We start from the raw sequence: 25,791 nt of genomic DNA, 5'->3' as shown, positions 1-25,791 counted from the left end.
ACGCCTATTCTGGCACGACCCTGTGATATAACAAGGCCAGTTTGATGAAATTGGGGGGAATTCCGGCGATGAGACGAGCGGTAAACGATTTACTTGGCGCTTATGACAAGCTGATCATGGATCCGGTGCATGGCGGAATCCCACTCTACCGGCATGAGATCCAGGTGATCGACCACCCGCTGTTCCAGCGCCTAAGGAACATCTGCCAGAACGATATCTTGAGCCTTGTCTTTCCAGGGGCCACCCATTCCCGTTTCCTGCACAGCATCGGCGTGATGCATGTGGGGAGCCGGATGTTCCGGTCCATGATTGACGCCTACCTGCGGGAGCGCCAGCTCAGTGATCTTACCGATCTCAGCCTGAGCCAGCTCGATGCCATTGACTACCTGGCGAAAACCATTCGACTTGGCTGTCTACTGCATGATAGTGGCCACTCAAGCTTTTCCCATCAGTTTACCCAGGCTCGACGAATCCGGGCGCTGATGTCACGCCCCGGCCGTTTTGCCGACCTCTGGCAAGGAGTGGATTTTTCCGTTTACCACAGTGAGGAGCCGGCAGAACTTGAGCACGAACACTACTCGGTGCGCGTGGCCCATGATGTCCTGTCCGCGGTGGACCTTGAACTCGCTGGCCTCCATGCCCGGGATGTCATCGGCATAATGGAAACCACCGACGTTAGGCCCAGTGAGACCTTTTGCCGCCATGCCCAGACTTTCTGGGCCTTTATTGCAGGTGAAGACGCAGAATCCGCCTCACTGATCGGTCGCGATGTTCCGCGGATGGTCATGGACCTGTTGAAATCGATTGTCTCCGGTGAAATTGATGCCGATCGCGCCGATTACATGCTCCGGGACGGATTTCACTCCTCAGTCACCATCGGCGGCTTCAATCTGGACCACCTGCTGAGCAACCTGCGTTTCGGATGGGATGTTTCTGAGCCCTGGCTGGGCCTGGCAATCACTCAGAAAGGTCTCGGCGCGCTGGAGGATTTTGTCTACAGCCGCCATCAGATGTACCGAAAGGTTTACGCCCACAAAACAGCGCTCGGGTTTGACTGGCTCTTAAGGGAGGCGATCAATGAAGTGCTCGAGGACCCCGAGAATTTCGAATGGGTGGATACCTGCCTCAGCGATATGCGCTACTTCGCGGAACTGACGGATAACTTTTTCTGGGAAGCGTTCCGGAAAGTGGCCCGCAAGCATCCCGGCAGCTTTTCGTTCTGCATAGTGAACCGGATCAAGCTGGACCACCTCGACACTCGAGAAGACCTTAGCCAGCGTGCCATCGAGCGCCACAGCGCCTGGCTGGCGCAGGAACTGGGCCTGGATGCGGACAAAGTCGTGACCTGCTCAATGCGGGCCCGCTTCTCCAACATTCAGGATAACTTTAATGGCATCAAAGTACTGATCCGTGCTCCCATCACCCGGAAACGGTCGGTCAAGAAGATCACCGATGTCAGCGCTTTCTTCAGCAAATTCCGCGATGGCACCATCACGCATTTCTACACCCGGCCGGCGGTAACTGCCACGGACGACCGTGATCGTTCCGGGAGCGAGTTCTAGCGTTCTGCCGTCATCGCCGCGACAGAGTGCTGGCGCTGTTGAAAGCACCCTCCACTCGCCCACCGGACAACCAGTCTCCGGCGATACCGATGCTGTTCTCGGCAAACCACAGGTGCCCGGGCTGATCACCATCCCGGGAACGCGCATATAGCCACCGGTGCGTGACCAGGTTGTCTGGCTCGGTACTGAACCCGGTTAGCTCCCGGAAAGCATCGACCATCAGTTCCGCGACCCGCTCGGCCGGGGTTTCCACATGTTGTTCGGTCCACTCCGGGTTGGCGTGCAGAACCCACCAGTGTCCGTCGTCCTCTCGCCCGGGTTTGCTGGAGTTGTTGGCAAGCCAATAAAGCACCGGGTGTTCAACCCTCATGCCCTCGTGATGGGACCAGGGCGAACTTTCGAAATGGGCTGCAACGGCCCAGCATGGCAGCACCTTCTGTACCGGCGCCTCCAGTTCCGCCACAAGGCCGGAAAGCTGACTGTTTGCCAGTAAGGTTTGGGCCTGTGCCGGGGGCGCGGTGATAATGACCTGGTCAAACTCCCCCAGAAAATTGCCTTCGGTATCGACCAGCAGCCATTGATCGCCTGAACGTTCGAGCCGCTCGACCCGGGTTTCAGCGGTTACGTCGACATGGCGTGACAATGCCCGGGTGATTGCGGTCATTCTGGGCGCACCGACGTAGCGGGGTTCATCCGGAAAGCTGCCCCAATTGCCGGACTTGTCGAGGAATCCAAACCGACCCGGCCAGATCGCGAAACTCTGATCGCCTGCAAATTTTCGTAGAAACGGCAAAAACTCTGGATTCCGGGAAGTGAAGTACTGGGCACCCACGTCAGCGGAGCCGCCCGGTACCCGCTTTGCGGCAAGCCTGCCTCCGGGACCCCGGCTTTTCTCGAACACTTTTACGTCATGTCCTTGTTGTTGCAGCCGAATTCCAGCCGTCAAACCGGACAGACCTGAACCAACGATGGCTACCCGGCGTATAACAGGCATCTGAGCTGACTGATTATTCATAGTCTATTGTGCATCCAAAGTAACAAGTTAAAACGTACAACCCTGCAAGTGTTTCGTCCGAACCTCTTGGATGATCACGCTCTCAAGATTCAATTTAGGAAACAAAGGCAAACAGGGTATGACCCGAGTGCAAAACTGGCTTACAAACATTCTGAGGTGGTTCGACGCCTCTGCGGGTTCGGATCACATTGATACCAGCTCCCGCGCCTTCAACTTTATCCGTGTAATTCCGTTCCTGGCGCTACATGTGGCGTGCTTTTTAGCATTGTATACCGGGGTCAGCGCGTTCGCGGCCACGTTCGCGTTCGTGTTTTTCCTGGTGCGAATGTTTGCCATCACCGGCTTCTATCACCGGTATTTCGCTCATAAAACCTTTAAAACCAGTCGACCGGCCCAGTTTTTCTTCGCCCTGCTCGGTGCCAGTGCGGCCCAACGCGGGCCACTATGGTGGGCGGCTCACCACCGGCATCACCACCAGCACTCCGACCAGGAGCAGGACCTGCACTCCCCTCACCAAGGCGGGTTCTGGTGGTCGCACGTGGGCTGGTTCACTTGCGATGCAGGCTTCGCCATGGACGAGCGCCGGGTGAAGGACTGGATGAAGTTCCCGGAGCTTAGATTTATTAACCGGTTTGACGCGGTCGTTCCGGCCATGGCAGCGGTAAGCATCTTCGGGCTCGGTGAAGCCTTGGCGCACTGGGCGCCGGACTTGGGCACCAATGGCTTACAACTTCTGGTCTGGGGCTTCTTCATCTCAACCGTGGCTTTATTCCATGCGACCGTCTCGATCAACTCGCTTTCCCATGTCTGGGGCAAGCGCCGTTTCGAGACCTCTGATGGCAGCCGCAACAACTTCTGGCTGGCACTGCTAACGCTGGGCGAGGGATGGCATAACAACCATCATCGCTGGCCACAGACCGTACGTCAGGGCTTTCGTTGGTACGAAATCGATGTGACCTGGTATGGCCTGTGGCTACTGTCCCGCTTCGGCATTATCTGGGAGCTAAAGCCAATTCCCAAACACATTCAGGAAGAAACCCGTCAACTGGACAAAGCGAGGAGGACTCGAGCATGAAAACCGCCTCAGCCATAGAAGTCGGATCGCAGGATTCCGCGGTTCCAGCCACTCTGGCTCAGTTCACGCAGTTGTTTAACGAATTGGACAAGGGAAACCTGAACAAGCTGTCACAAGTCTACAGTGAAGATGTGCAGTTTCAGGATCCTCTCGGCGCTGTTCGCGGTTTGGATCAGCTTACCCATTATTTCGCCGGGGCGTATGCCAATGCCATTAGCTGCCGTTTCGACTTCTCCGAACCGGTAACGCATGGGGCCACCGTCGCCATTCCCTGGGTTATGCATCTACGCCACAAGCGCATCAAACGGGGCCGCGAAATCATGGTGGATGGAATCAGCCACCTACGGATACGGGATGGCAAGGTCTGTTATCACCGGGATTATTTCGATGCTGGTCAGTTGCTGTACGAGAATCTCCCCCTCGTTGGCCGAATCATCCGATTCATAAAGGGATACGCCGGATGAGTGAACGTCTGCAAAGCAAATCCAATATCTGGATCACCGGAGCAAGCTCTGGCATTGGCGAGGCTGTAACCCAGGCGCTCACCCGTGGTGGTCACAATCTGGTCATTACCGGACGTCGCCAGCAGCCTTTGGAAGACCTTAAGGCCGCGGCACCGGAGAGGATTGTAGCGGCCGCCGGTGACACCACCAGCAAAGAGGACCTGAAGTCGATCGCTAACGTGCTCGAGGATCAAGGCGATCTGCACATGGCGATTCTGAACGCGGGTACCTGCGAGTACCTGGACATCACCCATTACGACAGTGATGTGATCGAAAAGAACATTCATACCAATGTCATTGGCACCGCGCGCTGTGTGGACATTGCCCTACCCGCTCTGCGCCGAACCCGCGCCAAGGGCCTGCCGGCAACGCTGGTGATTGTCAGCTCCTCGGCCTGGTGGTTTCCGTTCGGACGAGCTGAAGGCTATGGCGCCTCGAAAGCGGCGTTGACTTATTTTGCCCAGGCCTTGAGAGCGGACCTGGCGAAAGAAGGCATCGACGTGGTTGTGGTATCGCCGGGCTTTGTGAAAACACCCCTGACCGACCGAAACGACTTCCCAATGCCCTTTCTCGTGACTGCAGACGATGCTGCAGAACGGATTGTGGCCGGCCTGGCGAAGGGCAAGAATGAAATCGCCTTCCCCAAGCGCTTTACCTGGATGCTTCGCACCCTTGGAGCGTTGCCGCAGAGAGCGATTGATCGCATGGCGGCGAGCATGGCAAGGAAGAGCACGAACAAATAACTAGGAATCCTTTGAATGACTAACGAACGTCAGCGTATTGCTGTCATTGGAGCCGGCGTTTCCGGCCTTACCGCAGCCTGGCAACTGGCTGAAAAGCACGATGTTCAGCTTTTTGAGGCTGGTGATTACGCCGGCGGCCATACCAATACCGAGCAGGTGGAAGCAGGCGGTCGCACCTGGCCGGTCAATACCGGCTTCATCGTGTTTAACGACTGGACCTACCCGAACTTCATCAAACTGATGGACCGTCTGGGCGTCGCATCTGAAAAGAGCGACATGAGCTTCAGCGTCGATTGCAACGCCTCGGGCCTGCAATACAACGGCACCAGCCTGAACACGCTGTTTGCCCAGCGAAAGAACCTGCTGAACCTGCCGTTCCTGAAGATGATCCGGGAAATCCTGCGGTTCAACAAGGAAACCAAGGAGGATCTGGATTCGGGCGCCATCGACGATGACGAAAGCTGGGCGAGTACCTGAACCGTAATGGCTATTCCCGTTACTTCCGTCGCTTTTACATCGTGCCCATGGGGGCGGCCATCTGGTCCGCACCGGAAATCGTGCTCGAGCAGTTCCCCATTCGCTTTTTCCTGCAGTTTTTTAACAACCACGGCATGCTATCCGTGGATGACCGGCCCACATGGCGAGTCATTTCAGGAGGCTCGGCCCAGTATGTTGCCAAGATGATGGAACGGCTGGGCGATCGCACGCACTTGAACAGCCCCGTGGAACGCATCCAGCGAGACGACAACGGTGTCGATGTGACCGTGGGTGGCGAAGTGCATCGGTTCGACCAGGTTGTACTGGCGTGTCACAGCGATCAGGCCCTGGCCTTGCTGGACGATGCCACCGAAACGGAAAATGAAATCCTGGGTGCCATCGGTTACCAGCAGAACGACGTGGTACTGCACACCGATAGCAGTGTTCTGCCTGATACCCGGCGCGCTTGGGCCGCCTGGAATTACTTCATGCCAACCCACAGTACCGAGCCGGTTTCTGTGACTTACAACATGAACATACTGCAGAACTTTGATGAGGCTCCGGAAACCTTCTGCGTGACCTTGAACCGCAGTCACGACATTGCGCCGGACAAGATCATCAAACAGTTCAGCTATGCTCACCCGGTTTTCACCATGGATGCCGTGGCAGCGCAATCCCGTTACGACGAAATTGGCAACCAGAACCGCACCCATTTCTGTGGCGCCTACTGGTTCAACGGTTTTCATGAAGACGGAGTACGCAGCGCCCTGCGTGTGACCAAGGCGTTCGGGCTGGAGTTGTAGCAATGAACAGCCAATGGCTTGAGGGTACAGTTCGCCACCGTCGGAAATTTCCGGTCAGCCACGAGTTCCAGTACAGCACGGGTATGCTCGCGCTTGATCTGGACGAGTGGGATCAGGTTACGGAAACCAGCCCGCTGTTTTCCCTGGAACGCTTCAACTGGCTGTCACTGCGTCGCAGCGACTATTTTCAACCGGAGGCTGGCTCACTCTCCGATGCGGTCCGCGATCAGGTTGAAACCGCCACAGGCTGGCGTCCCGACGGAGCCGTCGAGCTGGTGACCCACCCTCGATACTTTGGATACGTGTTCAATCCGGTCAGCTTCTACTTCTGTTACCGCCCATGCGATAACCCGCTGGATGGCCCGGTACCGAAAGTCATCATGGCCCAGATCTCCAATACGCCCTGGCACGAGCGCCATGTGTATTGCATGGAAACACTGGACGAAGGCGCCAATGCCCAGGGCTGGCACAGTGAACGGTTTGAGTTCAGCAAGCGTTTTCATGTATCACCGTTTAACGGCATGGAGCAGCACTACCAGTGGACATTCAGCTTCAGGGGTCCCGACCTGCGCATTCACATGAATGTTCTGGAAGCCGAAAAAAAGCATTTTGATGCCACCTTGGTAGTCCATCGCACCCCCTTGACCCGTAAAGAAGTACATAGAAGTTTGCGAAAGTTTCCGTTGGAAGCGATCAAGGTGACGGCCGGAATTTACTGGCACGCCCTGAAGCTGAAAGTAAAAGGCGCGCCGTTTTACACCCACCCGGACAAACTCGCCGCAGACAATCCAGCCCACAAGCGGGGCGCCAGCGATGCCGGCCTGGACGTTACCAGTGCCGAACGCAGTAACAATAAATCTGGAAGGGTAAGTTCATGGAGAACCTGAATAATTCAGTACAGGCCACCGAAGGGCGTGCGAGCAGCAAACCATTGGTTAGTCGCATCGCCAAAAGTCTGGTCGTACAACAGCTCAATCGGCTTGAAGATGGCCTGCTGACTGTTCGGGAATCCGGCTATGAGGATCTCGTGTTTGGGGATGGCGACACCCGCCACCAACCCGCAGAACTGATCATTCATGATCACAGCACCTGGCGGGATTTGCTGACCGGTGGCAGCATTGGCGCGGCCGAGGCCTATGTGAGCGGCGACTGGTCTACGCCAGATCTGGTCGCCCTCCTGCGCTTCTTCACCCGCAATGTCGATCGAATGAACGAATTCGAAGACCGATACAGCTGGATAACCAAGCCTGCCCTTAAGGGTCTCCACTGGCTCAACCGGAACACCCGGGAAGGCTCCAGGAAGAACATCAGTGCCCACTACGACCTGGGCAACGACCTGTTCGAACGGTTCCTCGACCCCACCATGATGTACTCATCGGCAATTTACCCTTCCCCGGAAGCCACTCTGGAAGAAGCGGCGGTTCATAAGCTGGACACCATTTGCCGCAAGCTGGATTTGCAGCCCGGTGACCGGGTCATCGAAATCGGCACGGGCTGGGGCGGGTTCGCGATTCATGCCGCCAAGCACTTCGGCTGTCACGTGACCACCACCACGATTTCCCAGGAACAGCTGGAATTGCTAAGGCCCGGGTTGTGGAAGAAGGTCTGCAGGAGCAAATTACCCTGCTGTTTGACGATTACCGGGACCTGGAAGGCCAATTCGACAAACTGGTCTCCATTGAAATGATCGAAGCCGTTGGCCCCCAGTTCCTGGATAGCTACATTGCCCAGGTTAGCGGCTTATTGAAGCCGGACGGACTGGCGCTGATCCAGGCTATCAACATGCCGGAGCAGCGCTACGTGCGCGCGCTCTCCAACGTGGATTTCATTCAGCGCTTCATCTTTCCGGGGAGTTTCATTCCCTCATTCGGCGCCATTTTTGAGTCCGTGCGCAGCCAGAGCAATCTGGTGCTAACCCACGCCGAAGACATTGGCTTTCATTACGCGCGCACTTTGAACGACTGGTGTGAACGGTTCATGGCCCAATCCGATGAGCTCGACAGCGCCGGTTACGATCTGGCATTCCGGCGCCTGTGGCATTTCTACTTTGCCTACTGCGAGGCCGGCTTCAGCGAGCGCGCCATCGGCGTATCCCAAATCCTGCTGGCAAAGCCTGGCAACAAACGAGCGAACATTCTAAGCCTATGATCCGCTCCGAAACCGTCCGCAATGTCCTGAACTTTGTCGTTTTCCAAACCGGCTGGCTGATCTGTGTTCTGTATCCGGGCCTGGCAGCGGCCGGGCTGGTACTGGCATTTCTGGTGCTGCACTTTGTGCTGGTCAGCCAAAAGCGCATGAGCGAGCTCCAGTTCATTGGCCTGGGCACGGTCCTCGGGGCCGCGCTGGACTTACTGTGGTTCCGTACCGGCATTTTGGCGAGTGTGGACGGTGAAGTGTTTTTGACTCCGCCTTGGCTGGTGGCAATCTGGGCCATTTTCATGACCACCCTGAACCATTCCCTGAGCTGGATCGGCCGGAAAACTTGGCTACCCTTCGTGCTGGCGCCGATGGCGGGGCCGTTTGCCTACTGGTCTGCGGCCCAGCTCGGTGCGGTCACATTGCCTGCACTGATTCCGTCGCTGATTGCCCTGCGGTCGGCTGGCTGGTGGTGTTCCCACTGTTGCTGTTCTTGAGAAATTCACTGTATCCGGAGCTTCAGCCATGAGCAGGACCCCCATCACGGCACTGATCTGCTCAATGGTCTCCTTGGCTGTCATGCCTGTGCTGGCGGCCGACATGAAGTTCACTGGTACGGCAAAAACCGAAACCGGGGAAATCCTTTATCAGGAGAAACACCGGGTATCTGGCTCTTGCCAGGAGGGCGTGTTCCGGCCCCAGGACCATCAGATTGGCTATTACCGCCCAGAGGCGGATGAAACCTTCGCCTCAAAGGATTTAGCCTATCCGGGTTCGGTCATCCGCCCGACCGTCGAGTTTCTCCAGCCTGATTTCAGCGAATCGCTCTCGATTCAATACCCCTCCCCCGACACCTTGTCTATTGAATGGCAAAAACCTGACGGAGAGCTTAAGAGCTATGATGTCGCTTACAATCAGGATGTAGTCGTGGACGCTGGTTTCGACACCCTTGTTCGGCAGCACTGGGGCGAAGTCATAAATGGCGAACCGGTGGACTTTCGGTTCCTGGCGCCAACGCGGGGCGAACATTACGCCTTTGTCTTGGAGTCAGTAGAGAGTTCCAGAGTAGCGTCTGATCATGTACTGCAAATCCGCCCTACTGGCATCGTGCTGCGGTTTCTCGTGGAACCGATCATTCTGGGTTACAACGCCGACGGCGCCCTGACCGACTATTATGGCCTCACCAACATTCGGAAAAACCTCGACACCAACCACACTGCACACATCCGTTATGCGGTCGAAAAATACCCGGATTGCGCTCTCACTCCATAAGACTGTCGCCTGAGCCAAGGAATACCCCGGCATTCAATGTGTTAAACTCCGGGCGGAACCAACGCCGGAGACCCAGTGCCCATGATGTTCGTGTCGTTTAACGTCAACAGTATCCGCACTCGCCTGCACCAGCTTGAAGCGGTGATCGCGAGCCTGAACCCCGACTTTATCGGCCTTCAGGAGACCAAGGTTCGGGACGAGGAGTTTCCCGTGGAGGCCATCCGCGAGCTGGGCTACCACGTGCATTTCCATGGCCAGAAAACCCATTATGGCGTGGCCCTACTGTCCCGGATCGAGCCTGACGAGGTCATCAAGGGCTATTCGTCAGACGATGAAGACTCCCAACGACGCTTAATCACTGGACGCTTCACTGTGAACGGTGAGCGCCTCACCGTTATAAACGGCTACTTTCCCCAGGGCGAAAGCCGGGACCACCCGGTCAAGTTCCCGGCGAAAGAGAAGTTCTACGCCGACCTGATGGCTTTTCTGGACGAGCTTAAGCAACAAGATGGCCACGTTGTGGTGATGGGCGACATGAACATCTCGCCAACGGACAAGGACATTGGGATCGGCGCTGACAACGCCAAGCGCTGGCTCAGAACCGGCAAGTGCAGCTTTCTGCCTGAAGAACGGGAGTGGCTGGGTCAAGTTCAGGCTCGCGGCTATACCGATGTGTTCCGGCACCTGCATCCGGATGAGGCTGACACCTTCAGCTGGTTTGATTACCGCAGCAAAGGCTTTGAGCGTGAACCCCGACGGGGGCTCCGCATCGACCTGATCATGGCCAGTGATAGCTTGTTGCCCAAGGCCACAAAGGCTGGCGTATCCTATGACATCCGCGGAATGGAACGCCCCTCGGATCACTGCCCCGTATGGGCAAGCATCGAACTCTAGGACCGGATTGTCCGCAACATGGCCAAAATAAAGACACGCGATCGCATCCTCGACACCAGCCTGGCACTGTTCAACAGTGTCGGGGAGCCCAACGTGACGACCCTGCTGATCTCCGATGAGATGGACATCAGTCCGGGCAACCTTTACTACCACTTCAAGAGTAAGGGGGATATCGTCGAGGAGCTGTTTGGCCATTTCGAAGAGGAAATGCTGGACCTGCTGGCGGTACCAGAAGACGTTGACATCAGCCTGGACCAGCAGAGCTTTTTCCTGCACCTGCTGTTTGAGGCCGTTGCGCGGTATCGTTTTATCTATCAGGACCTGGTCAATATCCTGTCCCGCTATGATCAGTTGCAGGTACGCTTTAAACGACTACTGAAAAAGAAGACCGCTGCGTTCCGGGTGATCTGTGAAAGCTTCCGGCGTCAGGAGAAGATGGACATTGAGGCTGAGCAACTTGACTCGCTGTGTGAACAGCTCACCCTAACTGCATGTTATTGGAGCAGTTTTGACACCCTCTCCCATCTGGACAACAGGGAAAAGGTGGATCCGGGCCGTGGCGTATACCAGATGATGCATCTGATGATTCCGTATCTGGCTCCAGACGAGCAGGCCCATGCCCGCCTGGCTAGTCGCGACTATCTATAATAACTATAGCTACGGCTATAGCCCACTAAATCACTCTTCCTCGTCACGGTCGCCACGCAAACGGTTCAACTCCGCTTCGAGTGCCGTAATACGGTGTTCCAGCGCCTCAATTTCTTCACGACGATGAATCCCCAAGCGACGCAAAGCACCTGACACCCGCTCATCGAACAGGGTCTCGAGTTTATCCCAGGTTCCTGTAGCGCGTTCGCGAACTCCGCCCACCCGGTCTTCCACCGTCTTGATCTGCTTTTCTACGACACCACGGGTTTTGTTCTCAAGCTGTTCGCCCTCTTGAACCAGCCGCTCAAAGAATTTACCGGTGTCTTCCTCGGCCTTGGTGTAAGCCCCGAGGCCGGCCAGCCAGATCTGGCGCGCAGAACCCTTGATCTTTGCGGCCAGTTGCGGATCGTTCTCCGGCTTTTTGTCGTTCTCGTCAGACATGCTTAAACCTCAGGGGATAAAAAAATTACGATGGATACCCAGTATATTACACCCCGAACCCAATTTCAGTGCGCCTGAAAGCCGCACCGGAACAGGCCGCAGTATAAACAGGCATTCCATATGAAAAAATGTTTTCAAACGAAATAGGCTGCGGCTTGAAGTGTTTAAAATATAGACAATACTTCCCTATACCGACGTCCCTGCTGACGCCGGTTTGTCTGGAAGTCTTTCATGGATACTACTCGCACGCCTCTGCCCGGCCCACACGCCGGGCTTTTTTTGCTAGTATCTCCCGCCTTTACAGCTGATTTTCGAAAGCTCATTTCTCATTCCCTGGAGACTCCCAATGATCGACGTTGCCTGGAGCGACTTTACGCCCTGGACGGCCTTGGCGGGCGGCCTGCTGATTGGCCTCGCTGCTGCCCTGTTCCTACTGCTGAATGGCCGAATTGCTGGTATTAGCGGCATTTTAGGCGGACTTCTCTCGCCCTCTCGCGGCGACATTGTCTGGCGGCTTGCTTCATGGCCGGACTGATTGGTGCTCCCTTAGCCTGGCTTATGGTGGCTGACCTGCCGCCCATTGAGATCAACGCGGGTTATCCCAGCCTTATTATCGCGGGCCTGCTGGTGGGTGTGGGCACCCGTTACGGCTCGGGCTGCACCAGCGGTCATGGCGTGTGTGGGCTTTCGCGCCTATCCCTTCGATCACTGGTAGCAACGCTGAGCTTTATGGCTGCCGGCTTCATCACCGTTTACATCATTCGCCACCTACTCGGAGCCTGACACCATGAAATACAACCTTGCTTCGTTGTTCGCCGGGCTGATCTTCGGTTTCGGACTGATCATTTCTGGCATGGCCAACCCTGAAAAAGTACTCGGATTTCTGGATATTGCCGGGCTTTGGGACCCGTCTCTGGCCTTGGTTATGGCCGGCGCCATTATCGTCGGTGTCGTTGCCTTCGCGGTTGCGCGCCGGCGGACGCTGTCTTTTCTCGGCTTTTCAATGAAAATTCCGACCAGCACCCACATCGACAAGCGCCTGATCGTCGGCGGTCTCAGTTTTGGTGTTGGCTGGGGAATTGCCGGCTTCTGCTGGACCGGGACTGGTGGCCTTGGGCGCCGGTGAGATCAAAGCGGTGGTTTTCGTCGTATCCATGGTCGCAGGTATGGCTGTGTTTGAGCTGATCGAACGACAGCGGGTAAAAACCTGATCAATTCTACTAACTTGATACCCGACCGTTCTGACACCCACAGTGGTCTGTGCGATCATAGAGTTAGATCCAACAGCGTTTTCGGAGGCAGTAATCTATGGATATCAGAAAGATTGATGACACTATCTCAGTGGCACCGCAAATCACTGCGAATGACGTCGCCGAGATCGCCAGACTCGGTTACAAAACACTGGTTGCCAATCGCCCAGACCAGGAAGAATTTGGCCAGCCGGCCATGGCCGACCTCGAAGCAGCCGCACAGGAGCATGGACTCAGCTGGGTCTATATGCCGGTGGAATCCGGACACATTACCGATGACGACATCGACCAGTTCGCGCCAATGATCCGCGAGGCGGGCAAACCCGTATTGGCCTTTTGCCGATCGGGAACCCGCTGCACCGTGCTCTGGGCATTGAGTGCGGCGCGCGATTCGTCAGCCCAAGAGATTGTCGCCAAAGCTCGCAACGCGGGCTACGACATTAGTGGACTGGCACCCCGTATGGCCCAGCAAGCCGGCCTCAATAAATAGTCGGATCTGCCACTAGCCACACGACCAATCAGGAATTACCTATGCAGTTCAAAGGCTCTGAGAACTTCAGCCACAGTCAGCCGGAGCGGCTTGGTGTGCTTGTTACTAACCTGGGCACCCCGGACGCACCGACCCCGTCCGCACTTCGACGCTATCTGGCTGAATTCCTCTCAGATCCGCGCGTTGTTGAACTGCCCCGCCCGCTGTGGTGGCTAATTCTGCACGGTGTCATTCTGAGGATTCGCCCCAAGCGCAGTGCAAAGGCCTACGCGGGCGTTTGGCAACCGGAAGGCTCTCCCCTTCTAACCCACACGGCAAAGCAAGCGGAAGGCATCCGAGAGGCCCTGAAACAGAAGTATGGCCCTAATGTGGTGGTAGGGTTTGCCATGCGCTACGGCAACCCGGCAATCTCCAAGGTGTTGGATGAAATGCAGGAACAGGGTGTGCGCAAGCTGCTGGTGCTACCCCTGTACCCGCAGTACTCGGCTTCAACCTCAGCTTCAACCTTCGATGCTGTCGCCAAGGATTTCGCCAAGCGCCGTTGGCTGCCGGATTTCCGGTTTGTCTCGCACTACCCGGATTATCCGCCTTACATCGAAGCCATGGCGAGGCACATTGAGGCGCACTGGGCCAAACATGGCCGCAACGACAAGCTGGTCCTGTCCTATCATGGCGTGCCCCTGAAATACCTGTTGAAGGGCGACCCGTACCACTGCGAGTGCCATAAGACCTCTCGCCTCCTTGCTGAGCGCCTGGGCCTTAGCAAAGAAGATTACCTCACCACCTTCCAGTCCCGATTTGGCCGGGAGGAGTGGCTGAAGCCCTATACCGATGAAACGCTGAAATCTCTGCCGGGTAAAGGCGTGCACTCGATCGACGTGTTCTGCCCCGGCTTTTCGTCCGACTGCCTGGAAACCGTGGAAGAAATTGATGAGGAAAACCGTGAGTACTTCATGGAGAACGGCGGCAAAGCCTTCAGCTACATTCCTGCACTGAATGCCACGCCAGGTCACGTCGAGGCGCTGGTGCAGCTAATCGAGGAGAATCTGCAAGGCTGGCAAGTGCCGAAGAATGATGCCGACGAGCTGGTAGAACGTCAGAGATTGGCGGATGAGCGCAAAGAGGCGACGTTTCCTGGCAGAGACTTCACCTAACTCCTTTGGCGGAAGGGGGCCAATCCGGAAAGAGACAAGCGCATTGGAATTGGGTGAGATGACCCGGCAGCCGCAGGGAAAAACGGCGGTTGCCGGGTAAATTAAAGTCAGAAACCTACGCGCTTAAAACTCAACCTTTTGGAACATCACATCGGTAAATTGAAGACTCCCTGCTGGGAGCTGGTCGAAACGAAGTTCTGCTCGAACAAGGCTTGTCAGATCTAGCTCACTGTCGAAGATCGGAAGCGCGTCCAGTCGGAAAGGCACCATATTGTTTATAGTCTTGCCTCCGGTATCTCTCGCTGAGACGGGCAAGCCAGGGGGCGCATAAAGTGCGTCACTGTAGTCGCTGGCAAGCAGGCTAACGGACGTGCCGTTGGCATCACTTAGCACCAAGGTGAAATCCTGACCCAGCACATTGTCCGGGGTTGTGCTAACGCCCACGCGCAAGCTAAAGAAATCCATTTCACTTACATCCAACCCCGTTTCTGAGAGCACAAAAGAAACGTTAGCCGAAGCACCCAGATACCCAAGCGAAATCTGGGGCGCCCCAGAAATCGTCGCGGGCGAAATGCAACGATCCAGATTGCCATCGGCAATATCGTCTCGACTATCCAGCCACCACCGAAGCTCGGGCTGCACCAGAAAAGAACGTCGGTCGCTCCGGAACTGTTGGCATTTTCAAGGTTGTTCTGCTCAAGAGAGGACGCGTCTAGAGTGTCATCCACGACAATGATCGAGTCCTTTGGTTGCTGAAACGATAAGTGAATAAGCTCATCACAGGTTTCTACACCTATCGGGCAAGCACTTTCTGGCAAGCGCTCCTTTCCACCCCAGTATCCGGCAAACTGCGTTTCACCGCCTACGAATAGACGCAAAAAAGACGCAATGAGAAATTCGCCATGCCGCTCCTGGTCTTCACGCGCATAACGCCCTTCAATCGGTGATGCCTCCGAGCAGTAAGGATCAAAACCATTCAGTGTCGCATCATCATTGAACCAAAAGCTGTTGTAATAATTATGGTTTGCGCCAATGGACGTGATCATGAATTGCGCACCGTCAACATTGTCCGGGTTGTAACGCAGGTTATCGTACATATAGATTCCGTGCGGATTAGCTACATCGCCGTCGCAGTATGGAGATAGTGTCACCCACGCTGTATTGGTCGGAGCTTCCTGATCGAAATCGGTCGGAGCTAGCGAAAATACGCCTCGAATGTCGTGGATTCTGGTGAACGACTCCTCACCGTTATTACGATTATTGATGGCAAAGTCCCGATTGTAAGAGACTGCCTTGGCAACAGCGTTACCTCCTCGAGAGTGCCCCATCAACCCACTCGGTTAATGTCTGTTACTCCGAATAGGGCGCTGAAATCACTACCCTGTTGGTCGAACCGAAAAGCGGAATCCGGGTTGCTGGCGATATCACGAACAATATCCAAATGATGCAAAAGCAACTCGGCTCGTGCGGTGATACCCGCATCATTAGAGCTTCCACCATCCTGAGCATTGATATCATTGGCGTCCACCGACAAGACGACATAGCCATGACTCGCCATGTTTTCAGCTATGTAGTCATAGCCCTTGTCTGAACGAATAGGCTCGAGGCCATCGGCCTGACAGTCGGTTCCGGAAGACTCACTACCGTTCTCGTTGCCTGTTGTGGAACAGGTAGAGTGGCGACCGTGTTGAAACAAAACCACGGGGAATCCGGCCTCTGGAGCCACAGCTCCATCTGCCAAAGCGGGAAAATGGATAACACCCGCGACATCGACCTCAAAGGTCTCAGTACGGCGACCGTCATCATCAATCCGGGAGGTAACCTCCAAAGGCGCATAACGATAATCAATAGGCCCGGCGATTTGGTATGGACCCAGATCGTCCACGGTGGGTGCCGCGCCATCAAAGCGTTCAGCTCCGCGCGCAACTGCCTCAACAACATCTTTCGGCTCTGTATTGATCTGCTCGCGGGGAGCGGTGTTGCTTGCGGAATTACTGGACCCACCACCGCACGCGGTGAGGAGTGAGGCTAAGACAGCCGAGCTAATGACACTGGTTTTCATTCGGAAATTCCTAAGTTGAAGATACAACCGAGGAACAGCAAGTAGCAGGCCAAAAATCGCCCAGCCTTTGTTTGCGGATGTTACAGAGCGATTTTTAGAACAAACGACGGTTTAGAAATGATGTATCGCGGTACCAAAGTGAGGCGTCACTTTTTCAAACGCACGTTTTAAGTGCGCGATTGAACGAAGCTCTGCAGCAAAGGTGGTAGTTTTACAAAAGATGAATATTAAACAGGAAAAAAAGTCACGCAGGTCGAGTCAGAAAAGATTCTGAACGTACAAGATCAAGAGGTGTGATAGTCAAAGAGGGGAACAAACTGAGACATGAAAAAATGGCGGTGGGCCAGGGATTCGAACCCCGGGAAGGCTACTAACCTTCGGCGGTTTTCAAGACCGCTGCATTCAGCCACTCTGCCAGCCCACCGTTTTTTCCATTACTGCCTTGCGACAGCGGGGAGCATGATACCGGAATTGCCTGCGCTGTCAACGCCTCACCTGAATCCGGCTTGAATTTCTAACATTACCGCCATTTAATCAAATCCACACGGCAGTTTCCTGTCGTAAACGATTGAAAGTTGTGATTCTGACACTATGATGGAACACAGTATCCAGACGTTATCAACGGAGAAGACAATGGAAGACAGACGATTCGGCGCTCAGAACAATCAGGGAGCTTATTCAGCACCCCAGACCGAGCGCGCGACGACCGGTATCAGCGCAGATGCCATGAATGTGTTGCGGAACACCTACATGCTCCTGGGCATGACTCTGGCGTTCTCGGCACTGACCGCATTCCTGAACATGAACGGCACCCATCCTGGTTTTCTCATCACCATCGTGGGTTACATCGGCCTGCTGTTCGCCACCTATAAGTTGAAGAACAGCCCGTGGGGCATCGTGACCACCTTCGCACTGACCGGTTTCATGGGTTATACCCTGGGCCCGATCATCGGTGCATTCGTGGCCGCTGGCGCATCCCAGATTGTTGCCCAGGCCCTGGCCCTGACAGCTGTCGCTTTCGTGGGTCTGTCTGCAACGGCGATCATCACCAAGAAAGACTTCAGCTTCCTGTCCAGCTTCCTGACAGCCGGCGCGTTCGTCTTGATTGGTGCCATGCTGCTGGCCTTCTTTATGGAAAGCTCAGTGCTGCAACTGGCAGTATCGGCCGGCTTCACCATCTTTGCCTCGATCATGATCCTGTTTGAAACCAGCCAGATCATCAAAGGCGGTGAGCGCAACTACATCATCGCTACGGTTGGTCTGTACGTATCGATCTACAACCTGTTTGTCAGCCTGCTGCACCTGCTGTCTGCCTTCAGCGGCGACGACTGAGCCTAGGCTGAGATCGTCAAGCGAGCCCCGGCCTTTGCCGGGGTTTTTGCTTTCTGTAAACTGAAAACTTTCTGGCCAGAATCATCACCATGACCCAGTCCACACCCGACACCGAACATCCGTCGTTTACCCTGGTTATCACCGGAGCACCCTATTCTTCTCAGGCGCCGCAGACCGCGCTCAGCTTCGCCAAGGCCACCGTAGCGGCTGGCCACACCATTGACCGGGTCTTTCTCTATGGCGATGGCGTACACCTGGCCTCAGCGCTGGTAACAGCCCCGTCAGACGAGACCCACTGGCCAAAGCACTGGGCGGCGTTCCTGGAGGAGCATGAGGTTCCTGGGATGGCATGCATTGCATCGGCATTGCGTCGGGGACTGGTGGACAGCGACGAGCAGAAACGCTATCAACTCGGCGCCAACAATCTGCTGCCCCCCTTCACGATCGCAGGTCTGGGGGAATGGGTTGAAGGCAACATCAAGTCGACCAGGACTATCTACTTCCACGCGGGAGCCTGACTATGGCCATGCTCATCATCATCGATCAGCCACCCTACGGCACCTGGGCGGGCCGTGAGGCGCTCGATATGGCCTTTTCCCTGGCCGCCTTCGACCAGCCGGCCAGTCTGCTGTTCACAGGCGCTGGCGTAAACTGGCTACGCAAAGCGCAGAACACTGCTGATATTGAGCAGAAGTCCCTGGAAAAAAACCTGGCTGCCGCCCCTATTTTTGGTATTGAAGCTATCCTGGCCGATCGAACTGCCTGCCAGCGTTACAACCTCGACAGCGAGGCCATGATCGACGGGGTGCAGCTGGCCGATGCCAACGCGGACCTGCTGGCCCAATACTCCCAAACCGCGTTCGCGGGATAACTTGCTTGATGAACAACCACTCGGACAGCTAACGATGAACCGATTGCACACTCTTCACATACTCAACAAAACCCCGGACCACCCGCGATTTACCGAGTGCCTGGGCACCCTGGCCCGGACGATGCGGTGGCATTGACGGAGAACGGCGTACTCGGGCTGGTCGCATCCAAGGCACTGAGCTCGGTACCGACCTATGCAATTGAAGGCGACCTGAATGCTCGCGGTTTGTCCGATAAAAACCTGGGGGCCGCACCCATCGACTACTCCGAACTGGTTAACCTTACCCTGCAAGCAGAACGTGTCATCAGTTGGTGAATCATGACTAGAACCACTCCCGAGAGAAATAACGAGGGCTTTCTGGAAGACGCCTGGGCCTGGGACCCGGACGTTGCAATTGAAATTGCCGCTGAGGATGGACTGGAACTAGATGAAAATCACTGGGAAATCATCACGTTTCTGAGGGTTTTTTACAAAGAACATGAAATTTCACCGCCCTCAAACCGACTGTTCGTTAAGGCGGTTAAAGACGCCATGGGCGAAGAGAAAGGCAATAGCATCTATCTGATGCAGCTGTTTCCCGGCACTCCAGCGAAAACCGCTTGCCGGATTGCCGGCCTGCCAAGGCCGACCAACTGCCTTTGATGCTCAGCGCGTAGAGGGAGTGTCTGGCTTCGGTTTTTCGCGATCTTGCGCGGACTCGCGCTCCAGATCCGAGGCTGTTCCGAGGAAGCTACTCAGACCATTTTCAAACAGCCCCGAACCAAACTTCAGGAACTGGCGGGTCGACTCCCGAACCGTGCCATCCAGCGCACTCTCCGGCAAATCCCTGATGACCTCGGAAACACCTTTTTTAACGCCGCGAGTCACCTTTGGCTCGATGTCCTGAGTCGCCTCGATCAACTCGGCAACTTTCCGGTCGAGGTGCGGGCGTGCTACGAAACGCCAGAATCCCGCCAGAACCAGAATTACGGTTACTGCTGTAACGAGTACCTGTAGTGCTATGTCTGCCCACGCTGGCATAAAGTTTCTCCCGCTCCACGAGCCTAGATGGGTATTCGGATGTTCAGAGCCACCAATGATACAAACTGGGCCAATCCGGCCAACGCGCCGAAGGCACCGCCGACCAGCATCAGCCGAAATTCTTCCTCACGAAAGGCCGGGCGCAGAATATCCTGGAACTCCCGAGGCCCAAGGGCCCTCATCTGTTCTGCAAGCACACCCGCTACAATCGGCGCCCGCTCACGATTAAAGGCCGGATCACTGAAAACGTCCCGGGTTGCGAGTACTGCCTTCTGGTTCATCACTTTCTTCAATTCGGTGTAGCCGGTCATTCCGACCGTTACCTGGGCAGTCAGTTTCATGACTGCAGAGTTATCAAGCAAGGGTCTCAGGTGCTTTTGGATGATAGCGCGGGTGCGATCGCCACGAGCCCCGTTCAGCATGGCATCGGCGACCTTCTCCACCGTAATGAGCTCTTCTGCCACCAGCCTGGCCCAGACATCGCTGATTTCCGGCTGCCGACGCAAAAACAGGCCCTGGATTTTCCAGAACAAGATTCGCCGAGGCTGAAGTGGCGCGAAAATCAGGTTGATGGCCAGCCAGTTGGTGATAAAGCCAATGGCAAAGCCGCCGACTGGCAGCAACCAGGGCTCAGGATACCGGGTCCACAAGGGGATCAATGCAGCGCCGAGGATGCCGCCAATAATCGCGCCGCGGTTGATCACCGATCGCAGTTCCACGGCTCCTGCCTGCTGAAAGATGCGATTCATCAGGTCCGGGTGCTGGCGAAGCTCCCGGCTCAGCAAGGCCTTGAGATCAACGAGATCGTCCAGATCATCACCAAAATCTTCAACCAGCTCTTCTACCCGCGCCGGCAACTGCTCCCTCGCCCATTGATACACTCGCCTTTTCAAGAAAAGGGGCAAATTGTCCCATAGCACCGGCTGGATCTCGTACATGACCTCATCAATGTATTCATCCAGTCGCGGCGTCACTTGCGAAATAACCTGCTCAACAATTCGCTGGGGCTCCAGTTGCTGATACACCGATTGCAGATCGCCAAACTGCTGGAGTGTACGATCAATGCAGATGTGCGCCATTTTCTCCGCCTTGCGGGGAATCACACCCTGCCAGCCGAAAGAGCCGACGCCGATGAACTGAACCGGATAAAAAGACATCTGGATGGCCAGCCAATTGGTGAACCAACCAACGAGGGCAGCCATTAGGGGCAAGGAAAGCAGCGTAATGTCGAACAAATGAAACCCCGATTCCGGATGTTGCAGCCGATACTGAGGATGATGATAGCCGAGGTAACGCTATAGCCATGTAACGACAGCCATAGCCCTACAATTTACCACCCCTGTCTGCACATCTCTGTGACGTCAGTATAGGTGGTTGATATTGGGGCGATTGAAACCGGGAGACATTGGCCGTGCAGCCAGAAAAAGCCCGGTTATTCGGCAGCACCCTTGGTTGGGCGCTGACCCGCCACCCATCGAAGGCTGGCGGGTGCGGGCAGGACTTTTACTGGTAGTAAGCGTTTTCGGTGTTGGTATGGTCGGTCACGTCGCGCACAGCGGTGATTTCTGGAACCCGCTCTTTCAGCGTGGTTTCAACACCCTGTTTCAAGGTCAGGCTGACCGCAGAGCAACCCTGGCATCCGCCACCAAAGCGCAGCACCGCCACTGACTCGTCAACGATTTCCACCAGGGAAACATCACCACCGTGGGCCGCCAGGTTCGGGTTGATCTCGGAAGCCAGCACATAGTTGACGCGATCCGGCAGCGGAGCGTCATCGGAAACATTCGGAACTTTGGCGTTCGGAGTTGATCGTGAGCTGTCCACCCATCTGATCCTTGGAGTAATCCACAAACGCTTCTTCCAGGAAAGGAACCGAGTTGTGATCAAGGTACAGGGTGAACCTTTCCAGATCGACCTGTTCGTCAGTCGGAACGACCTCGTTGGGCGGGCAATAGGCCAGGCAGGTCTCGGCGTTCTTTGTGCCGGGCTGGGTCACGAAGATACGCACGCCCATGCCTTCCACGTCCTGCTTTTCGATGAGTTGTGCAAGATAATCCCGTGCGGGATCTGTCACAGTAACCAATGCCATGTTGTAAACCCGTTTGAAAGTTTGAATTTATTTTAAGGGACTTCGTCGGAACATGAAAGACCAAGTAAAATACTAGGTCTTTATGGGGCTAATGACTTCTACCTACGCCAAGCCCCGGACGCGCCTTAAAAATGGGCACTTGATAATCGTCATTCGTACTAAGACGGGCTTGCGCATTTTTGCTATGATCCCGCGCCATTGACACAAATACTACGTAACAAACGACTTCCGGAAATATTGATATGACCGATCGCAACACCCGCCTGGAACAGCTCCAAACCGCTCTGAAGGAACGTATCGTAGTGCTTGACGGCGGCATGGGCACCATGATCCAGAACCTCAAGCTGGACGAACAGGCGTTTCGTGGCGATCGGTTTGCAGACTATGACCGCGAGGTCCAGGGCAATAACGATCTGCTGAACCTGACCCAACCTGCCCTGCTCCGTACCATCCACGCGGACTACCTGGATGCCGGCGCGGACATCATTGAAACCAACACCTTCAATTCCACCCAGCTGTCGCAGGCGGACTACGGCCTGGAGAGCATTGCCAAGGAATTGAACGTAGCCGCCGCAAAGCTTGCCCGTGATGTTGCTGATGAGTTTACCGCCCGTAATCCGAACAAGCCGCGCTTCGTGGCCGGGGCCGTGGGGCCAACATCGCGCACAGCGTCCATTTCGCCGGATGTGAACAACCCCGGCTACCGTAATGTTGATTTCCAGACCCTGGTCGACAACTACTATGAGGCGGTCGAGGGCCTGGTCGAGGGTGGCAGCGATCTCATCCTGATCGAAACGATTTTCGACACCCTGAATGCCAAGGCGGCCATTTACGCCACCCAGCAATATTTTGAAGACAGCGGCATTGCCCTGCCGATCATGATCTCCGGCACCATCACCGATGCTTCGGGCCGTACGCTGTCAGGCCAGACCACAGAAGCGTTCTGGAACTCTGTCGCCCACACCCAACCAATCTCCGTGGGCCTGAACTGTGCACTTGGTGCGGATGCGCTCCGGCCTTACGTGGAAGAGCTTTCGGCCAAGGCCGAAACCTACGTCAGCGCCCATCCCAATGCCGGCCTGCCCAACGAATTTGGCGAATACGACCAGACTCCGGAAGAAATGGCGGAGATCATTGAAGGCTTTGCCCGCGATGGTTTCCTGAACATCATCGGTGGTTGCTGCGGCTCCCGCCCTGAGCACATTGAGGCCATCGCCAACACGGTAGCCAAGTATCCGCCCCGGAAGATCCCGGAGCGCAAGAAAGCCTTACGCCTGTCTGGTCTGGAACCGTTCACCGGTGATGAAAACACCCTGTTCATCAACGTCGGCGAGCGCACCAACGTTACCGGCTCCAAACGTTTCCTGCGCCTGATCAAAGAGGAGCAGTACGAGGAAGCCCTGAGCGTTGCCCGAGACCAGGTTGAAAACGGTGCCCAGATCATCGACATCAACATGGACGAAGGCATGCTGGAGTCCAAGGAGGTCATGGTAACCTTCCTGAACCTGGTGGCCTCCGAGCCGGACATCTCTCGCGTACCGATCATGATCGACTCCTCCAAGTGGGAGGTGATCGAAGCCGGTCTGCGCTGTATCCAGGGCAAGGCGGTGGTGAATTCCATCAGCCTGAAAGAAGGCGAAGAAGAGTTCATCAAACGCGCCAGAGACTGCATGCGCTACGGCGCCGCCGTGGTGGTCATGGCCTTTGATGAGCAGGGCCAGGCGGATACCTACGAGCGCAAGACTGAAATCTGCAAACGCTCTTACGATGTCCTGACCGGAATCGGCTTCAATCCGGCGGATATCATCTTCGACCCCAACATCTTTGCCATTGCTACCGGCATCGAAGAGCACAACAACTACGCGGTCGATTTCATCAACGCCACACGCTGGATTCGCGAGAACCTGCCGCACGCCTCCATCTCCGGCGGCGTCAGTAACGTGTCCTTCTCGTTCCGTGGTAACGATGTAGTGCGCGAGGCGATTCACTCGGTGTTCCTGTACCACGCCATCAAGGCCGGTATGAACATGGGTATTGTGAACCCGGGCCAGCTGGTGATTTACGATGAAATCGAACCTGAGCTGAAGGAACGGGTCGAGGATGTCGTGCTCAATCGGCGCGAAGATTCTACCGACCGACTGCTGGAAATTGCCGAGCGCTTCAAGGGCAAAGGTGGCAAGACCCAGGAAGAAGACCTGGCCTGGCGCGAATGGCCGGTAAAAAAACGGCTTGAGCACGCACTGGTGAAAGGCATCACCAACTACATCATTGACGACACCGAGGAATGCCGGCAGAACGCCACTCATCCGATTGAGGTCATCGAAGGGCCGCTGATGGACGGCATGAACGTGGTCGGTGATCTGTTCGGCGACGGCAAGATGTTCCTGCCCCAGGTGGTGAAAAGCGCTCGCGTGATGAAACAGGCGGTGGCGCACCTGATTCCCTACATTGAGGCGGAAAAGACCGAGGATCAGAAGGCCAAGGGCAAGATCCTCATGGCCACGGTTAAAGGCGATGTCCACGACATCGGCAAGAACATCGTCGGGGTGGTGCTGCAGTGTAATAACTACGAAGTCATTGATATGGGCGTTATGGTGCCTTGCGACAAGATCCTTGAGACCGCCAAAAAGGAAAACGTCGACATCATTGGCTGAGTGGCCTGATCACGCCGTCGCTGGATGAAATGGTTCACGTCGCCCGGGAAATGCAGCGCCTGGATTTCAACATCCCGCTGATGATCGGGGGCGCAACCACCTCCAAGGCCCATACCGCGGTTAAGATTGAACCCCAGTACAAGAACGATATTGCGCTCTACGTATCCGACGCCTCTCGCTGCGTGAACGTGGCCTCCCAGCTGCTCAGCAAAACCGGCAAGGAAGGCCTGGTCGAAGCGGCCCGCGTGGAGTATGACGAGATCCGCGAGCGCAGAAAGAACCGTGGCGACCGGACCAAGCTGGTGTCGCTTAAAGAAGCGCGCAATCGAGCACCGGAAATCTCCTTCGACGACTATACCCCGCCGAAACCAGCCTTCACTGGCATCAAGGTGTTTGAGGATTATGATCTGAATGAACTGGTGGACTACATCGATTGGACACCGTTCTTCATTTCCTGGGACATCGCCGGTAAATACCCCGGCATCTTTGACGATCCGAAACGTGGGGAGCAGCCCGAACCCTGTTCGATGACGCCCAGAATATTCTGCGCCAGATGATTGATGAAAAGCGGGTACAAGCCCGAGGCGTTATCGGTTTCTGGCCAGCCAATCGTCGCGGCGACGACATCGTGGTGTACAAGGACGAAGAGCGTTCCGAGGAATTGACCGTGCTGCACCATCTGCGCCAGCAAGATGAAAAAGCACCGGGCAAGCCGATGATTGCGCTGTCAGATTACATTTCGCCCGAAGGTTCGGAGACTTGCGACTACGTGGGTGGCTTTGCAGTTACCACCGGCATTGGCGCAGAAGAGTTTTCCGTGGAGTTCAAGGACAACAACGACGATTACAATGCCATCATGGTGAAAGCCCTGGCCGACCGCTTGGCGGAAGCCTTTGCCGAGCGCATGCACGAGCGGGTTCGTCAGGAATTCTGGGGCTATGCGGGCGATGAGACCCTCAGCAACGAAGATCTGATCAAAGAGCGTTACCGGGGCATTCGCCCTGCCCCGGGTTACCCTGCCTGCCCGGAGCATACTGAGAAGGCCACACTGTTCAGCTTGCTTGAAGCCACATCAACAGCCGGTATCGAGCTGACCGAACACTTCGCCATGTACCGAGCGCCGCCGTTTCGGGCTGGTACTTCGCCCACCCGGAATCGAAGTACTTTGCGGTCGGGAAAATTGGCGCCGATCAGGTTGAAGACTATGCTGAACGCAAAGGTATCTCCAAGGCGGAGGCCGAGCGCTGGCTGGCACCTAGCCTCGCCTACGACCCCGCGGAATGACAGGTAACTGACATCT

The 25,791-nt window shown here is 55.8% G+C and carries 23 protein-coding genes, 1 tRNA gene and 6 pseudogenes; 21 read left to right on the top strand and 9 right to left on the bottom strand.

Features of this window, described 5'->3' with window-relative positions; translation table 11 throughout:
• Nucleotides 1–68: 68 nt before the first annotated feature.
• Nucleotides 69–1,562, top strand: a complete 1,494-nt coding sequence (locus AU14_RS01680) for an HD domain-containing protein (RefSeq protein WP_041343478.1) — start codon at nt 69–71, stop codon at nt 1,560–1,562.
• A gap of 10 nt (nt 1,563–1,572) precedes the next feature.
• Here the strand turns inward: AU14_RS01680 and AU14_RS01675 are convergent, their stop codons facing one another.
• A complete protein-coding gene (locus tag AU14_RS01675) occupies nt 1,573–2,556 on the bottom strand; it encodes an NAD(P)/FAD-dependent oxidoreductase (RefSeq protein ID WP_236744279.1) in 984 nt (327 codons plus the stop codon).
• A gap of 139 nt (nt 2,557–2,695) precedes the next feature.
• On the opposite strand from AU14_RS01675, the gene AU14_RS01670 reads away from it, so the two are divergent.
• From AU14_RS01670 to AU14_RS01625, 10 genes and pseudogenes are all read left to right on the top strand, one after another.
• Nucleotides 2,696–3,652 (top strand): acyl-CoA desaturase, encoded by a 957-nt coding sequence (locus tag AU14_RS01670; protein WP_041338385.1) that lies wholly within the window; start codon nt 2,696–2,698, stop codon nt 3,650–3,652.
• Nucleotides 3,649–4,116, top strand: a complete 468-nt coding sequence (locus tag AU14_RS01665) for a nuclear transport factor 2 family protein (protein WP_041338383.1) — start codon at nt 3,649–3,651, stop codon at nt 4,114–4,116. Before AU14_RS01670 ends, AU14_RS01665 begins: the two co-directional genes overlap by 4 nt.
• A complete protein-coding gene (locus AU14_RS01660) occupies nt 4,113–4,898 on the top strand; it encodes an SDR family NAD(P)-dependent oxidoreductase (protein WP_041338381.1) in 786 nt (261 codons plus the stop codon). The genes AU14_RS01665 and AU14_RS01660 overlap by 4 nt, the downstream gene beginning before the upstream one ends.
• Nucleotides 4,899–4,913: 15 nt before the next feature.
• Nucleotides 4,914–6,178 (top strand): annotated as a pseudogene (locus AU14_RS01655) (NAD(P)/FAD-dependent oxidoreductase).
• A gap of 2 nt (nt 6,179–6,180) precedes the next feature.
• The gene (locus tag AU14_RS01650; RefSeq protein WP_041338380.1) at nt 6,181–7,065 is read left to right on the top strand and encodes a DUF1365 domain-containing protein; all 885 of its coding nucleotides are present in this window, start codon (nt 6,181–6,183) and stop codon (nt 7,063–7,065) included.
• Nucleotides 7,053–8,326 (top strand): annotated as a pseudogene (locus tag AU14_RS01645) (class I SAM-dependent methyltransferase). Before AU14_RS01650 ends, AU14_RS01645 begins: the two are co-directional and overlap by 13 nt.
• Nucleotides 8,323–8,811, top strand: a complete 489-nt coding sequence (locus tag AU14_RS01640) for a DUF2878 domain-containing protein (RefSeq protein ID WP_330217941.1) — start codon at nt 8,323–8,325, stop codon at nt 8,809–8,811. The pseudogene AU14_RS01645 and the gene AU14_RS01640 overlap by 4 nt, the downstream one beginning before the upstream one ends.
• A 28-nt stretch (nt 8,812–8,839) precedes the next feature.
• Nucleotides 8,840–9,586 carry a hypothetical protein gene (locus tag AU14_RS01635; RefSeq protein ID WP_236744278.1) on the top strand — a complete coding sequence of 249 codons (747 nt, stop codon included), beginning with the start codon at nt 8,840–8,842 and terminating at the stop codon, nt 9,584–9,586.
• An 81-nt stretch (nt 9,587–9,667) separates the two neighbouring features.
• On the top strand, nt 9,668–10,480 hold the full coding sequence (gene xthA, locus AU14_RS01630; RefSeq protein ID WP_041338379.1) for an exodeoxyribonuclease III: 813 nt from the start codon (nt 9,668–9,670) through the stop codon (nt 10,478–10,480).
• Between the two features lie 18 nt (nt 10,481–10,498).
• Nucleotides 10,499–11,128, top strand: coding sequence for a TetR/AcrR family transcriptional regulator (locus tag AU14_RS01625; protein ID WP_041338378.1), 630 nt, complete (start codon nt 10,499–10,501; stop codon nt 11,126–11,128).
• Nucleotides 11,129–11,158: 30 nt separating this feature from the next.
• On the opposite strand, the gene AU14_RS01620 is transcribed toward AU14_RS01625, so the two are convergent.
• Nucleotides 11,159–11,569: a phasin family protein gene (locus AU14_RS01620; protein ID WP_041338377.1), complete on the bottom strand. Its 411-nt coding sequence runs from the start codon at nt 11,567–11,569 to the stop codon at nt 11,159–11,161.
• A 346-nt stretch (nt 11,570–11,915) separates the two neighbouring features.
• Between AU14_RS01620 and AU14_RS01615 the strand changes: the two are divergent.
• From AU14_RS01615 to hemH, 4 genes and pseudogenes are all read left to right on the top strand, one after another.
• Nucleotides 11,916–12,352, top strand: a pseudogene (locus AU14_RS01615) (YeeE/YedE family protein).
• A 4-nt stretch (nt 12,353–12,356) separates the two neighbouring features.
• Nucleotides 12,357–12,780: pseudogene (locus AU14_RS01610) on the top strand (DUF6691 family protein).
• 97 nt (nt 12,781–12,877) lie between these two features.
• On the top strand, nt 12,878–13,309 hold the full coding sequence (locus tag AU14_RS01605; RefSeq protein ID WP_041338375.1) for a TIGR01244 family sulfur transferase: 432 nt from the start codon (nt 12,878–12,880) through the stop codon (nt 13,307–13,309).
• A 41-nt stretch (nt 13,310–13,350) separates the two neighbouring features.
• Nucleotides 13,351–14,463 carry a ferrochelatase gene (gene hemH, locus AU14_RS01600; protein WP_041338373.1) on the top strand — a complete coding sequence of 371 codons (1,113 nt, stop codon included), beginning with the start codon at nt 13,351–13,353 and terminating at the stop codon, nt 14,461–14,463.
• 123 nt (nt 14,464–14,586) lie between these two features.
• On the opposite strand, the gene AU14_RS01595 is transcribed toward hemH, so the two are convergent.
• From AU14_RS01595 to AU14_RS01580, 4 genes are all read right to left on the bottom strand, one after another.
• Nucleotides 14,587–14,928, bottom strand: a complete 342-nt coding sequence (locus AU14_RS01595; RefSeq protein WP_041338371.1) for a hypothetical protein — start codon at nt 14,926–14,928, stop codon at nt 14,587–14,589.
• Nucleotides 14,929–14,933: 5 nt separating this feature from the next.
• Nucleotides 14,934–15,560, bottom strand: coding sequence for a hypothetical protein (locus AU14_RS01590; RefSeq protein WP_041338369.1), 627 nt, complete (start codon nt 15,558–15,560; stop codon nt 14,934–14,936).
• A gap of 230 nt (nt 15,561–15,790) precedes the next feature.
• Nucleotides 15,791–16,525: an alpha/beta hydrolase gene (locus AU14_RS01585; protein WP_041338367.1), complete on the bottom strand. Its 735-nt coding sequence runs from the start codon at nt 16,523–16,525 to the stop codon at nt 15,791–15,793.
• A 333-nt stretch (nt 16,526–16,858) separates the two neighbouring features.
• Nucleotides 16,859–16,949: transfer RNA gene (locus AU14_RS01580), tRNA-Ser, on the bottom strand.
• A gap of 209 nt (nt 16,950–17,158) precedes the next feature.
• On the opposite strand from AU14_RS01580, the gene AU14_RS01575 reads away from it, so the two are divergent.
• The 5 genes from AU14_RS01575 (at nt 17,159) to AU14_RS01555 (ending at nt 19,370) form a co-directional block, all read left to right on the top strand.
• Nucleotides 17,159–17,857: a Bax inhibitor-1/YccA family protein gene (locus AU14_RS01575; protein WP_041338365.1), complete on the top strand. Its 699-nt coding sequence runs from the start codon at nt 17,159–17,161 to the stop codon at nt 17,855–17,857.
• An 89-nt stretch (nt 17,858–17,946) separates the two neighbouring features.
• Complete coding sequence (tusD, locus tag AU14_RS01570; protein ID WP_041338364.1) at nt 17,947–18,375, top strand: sulfurtransferase complex subunit TusD; 429 nt, start codon at nt 17,947–17,949, stop codon at nt 18,373–18,375.
• 2 nt (nt 18,376–18,377) lie between these two features.
• On the top strand, nt 18,378–18,728 hold the full coding sequence (locus AU14_RS01565; protein WP_041338363.1) for a DsrE family protein: 351 nt from the start codon (nt 18,378–18,380) through the stop codon (nt 18,726–18,728).
• Nucleotides 18,729–18,854: 126 nt separating this feature from the next.
• Nucleotides 18,855–19,043 carry a DsrH/TusB family sulfur metabolism protein gene (locus AU14_RS01560; protein WP_052471920.1) on the top strand — a complete coding sequence of 63 codons (189 nt, stop codon included), beginning with the start codon at nt 18,855–18,857 and terminating at the stop codon, nt 19,041–19,043.
• Nucleotides 19,044–19,046: 3 nt separating this feature from the next.
• Entirely contained in the window at nt 19,047–19,370 is a 324-nt protein-coding gene (locus tag AU14_RS01555) for a TusE/DsrC/DsvC family sulfur relay protein (protein WP_041338361.1), read from the top strand.
• A gap of 3 nt (nt 19,371–19,373) precedes the next feature.
• On the opposite strand, the gene AU14_RS01550 is transcribed toward AU14_RS01555, so the two are convergent.
• The 3 genes and pseudogenes from AU14_RS01550 to nfuA all read right to left on the bottom strand — a co-directional run bounded on the left by AU14_RS01550 (nt 19,374) and on the right by nfuA (nt 21,837).
• A complete protein-coding gene (locus AU14_RS01550; RefSeq protein WP_052471919.1) occupies nt 19,374–19,748 on the bottom strand; it encodes a hypothetical protein in 375 nt (124 codons plus the stop codon).
• Nucleotides 19,749–19,771: 23 nt separating this feature from the next.
• The gene (locus tag AU14_RS01545) at nt 19,772–20,983 is read right to left on the bottom strand and encodes a DUF445 domain-containing protein (protein ID WP_201773496.1); all 1,212 of its coding nucleotides are present in this window, start codon (nt 20,981–20,983) and stop codon (nt 19,772–19,774) included.
• 268 nt (nt 20,984–21,251) lie between these two features.
• Nucleotides 21,252–21,837: pseudogene (gene nfuA / locus AU14_RS01540) on the bottom strand (Fe-S biogenesis protein NfuA).
• Between the two features lie 242 nt (nt 21,838–22,079).
• Between nfuA and metH the strand changes: the two are divergent.
• Nucleotides 22,080–25,775: pseudogene (gene metH, locus AU14_RS01535) on the top strand (methionine synthase).
• The last annotated feature ends 16 nt before the right edge of the window (nt 25,776–25,791 follow it).

Source organism: Marinobacter similis, from assembly GCF_000830985.1.
GTDB classification, from domain to species: domain Bacteria; phylum Pseudomonadota; class Gammaproteobacteria; order Pseudomonadales; family Oleiphilaceae; genus Marinobacter; species Marinobacter similis.
This window is presented reverse-complemented; position numbering and strand designations above follow the sequence as displayed.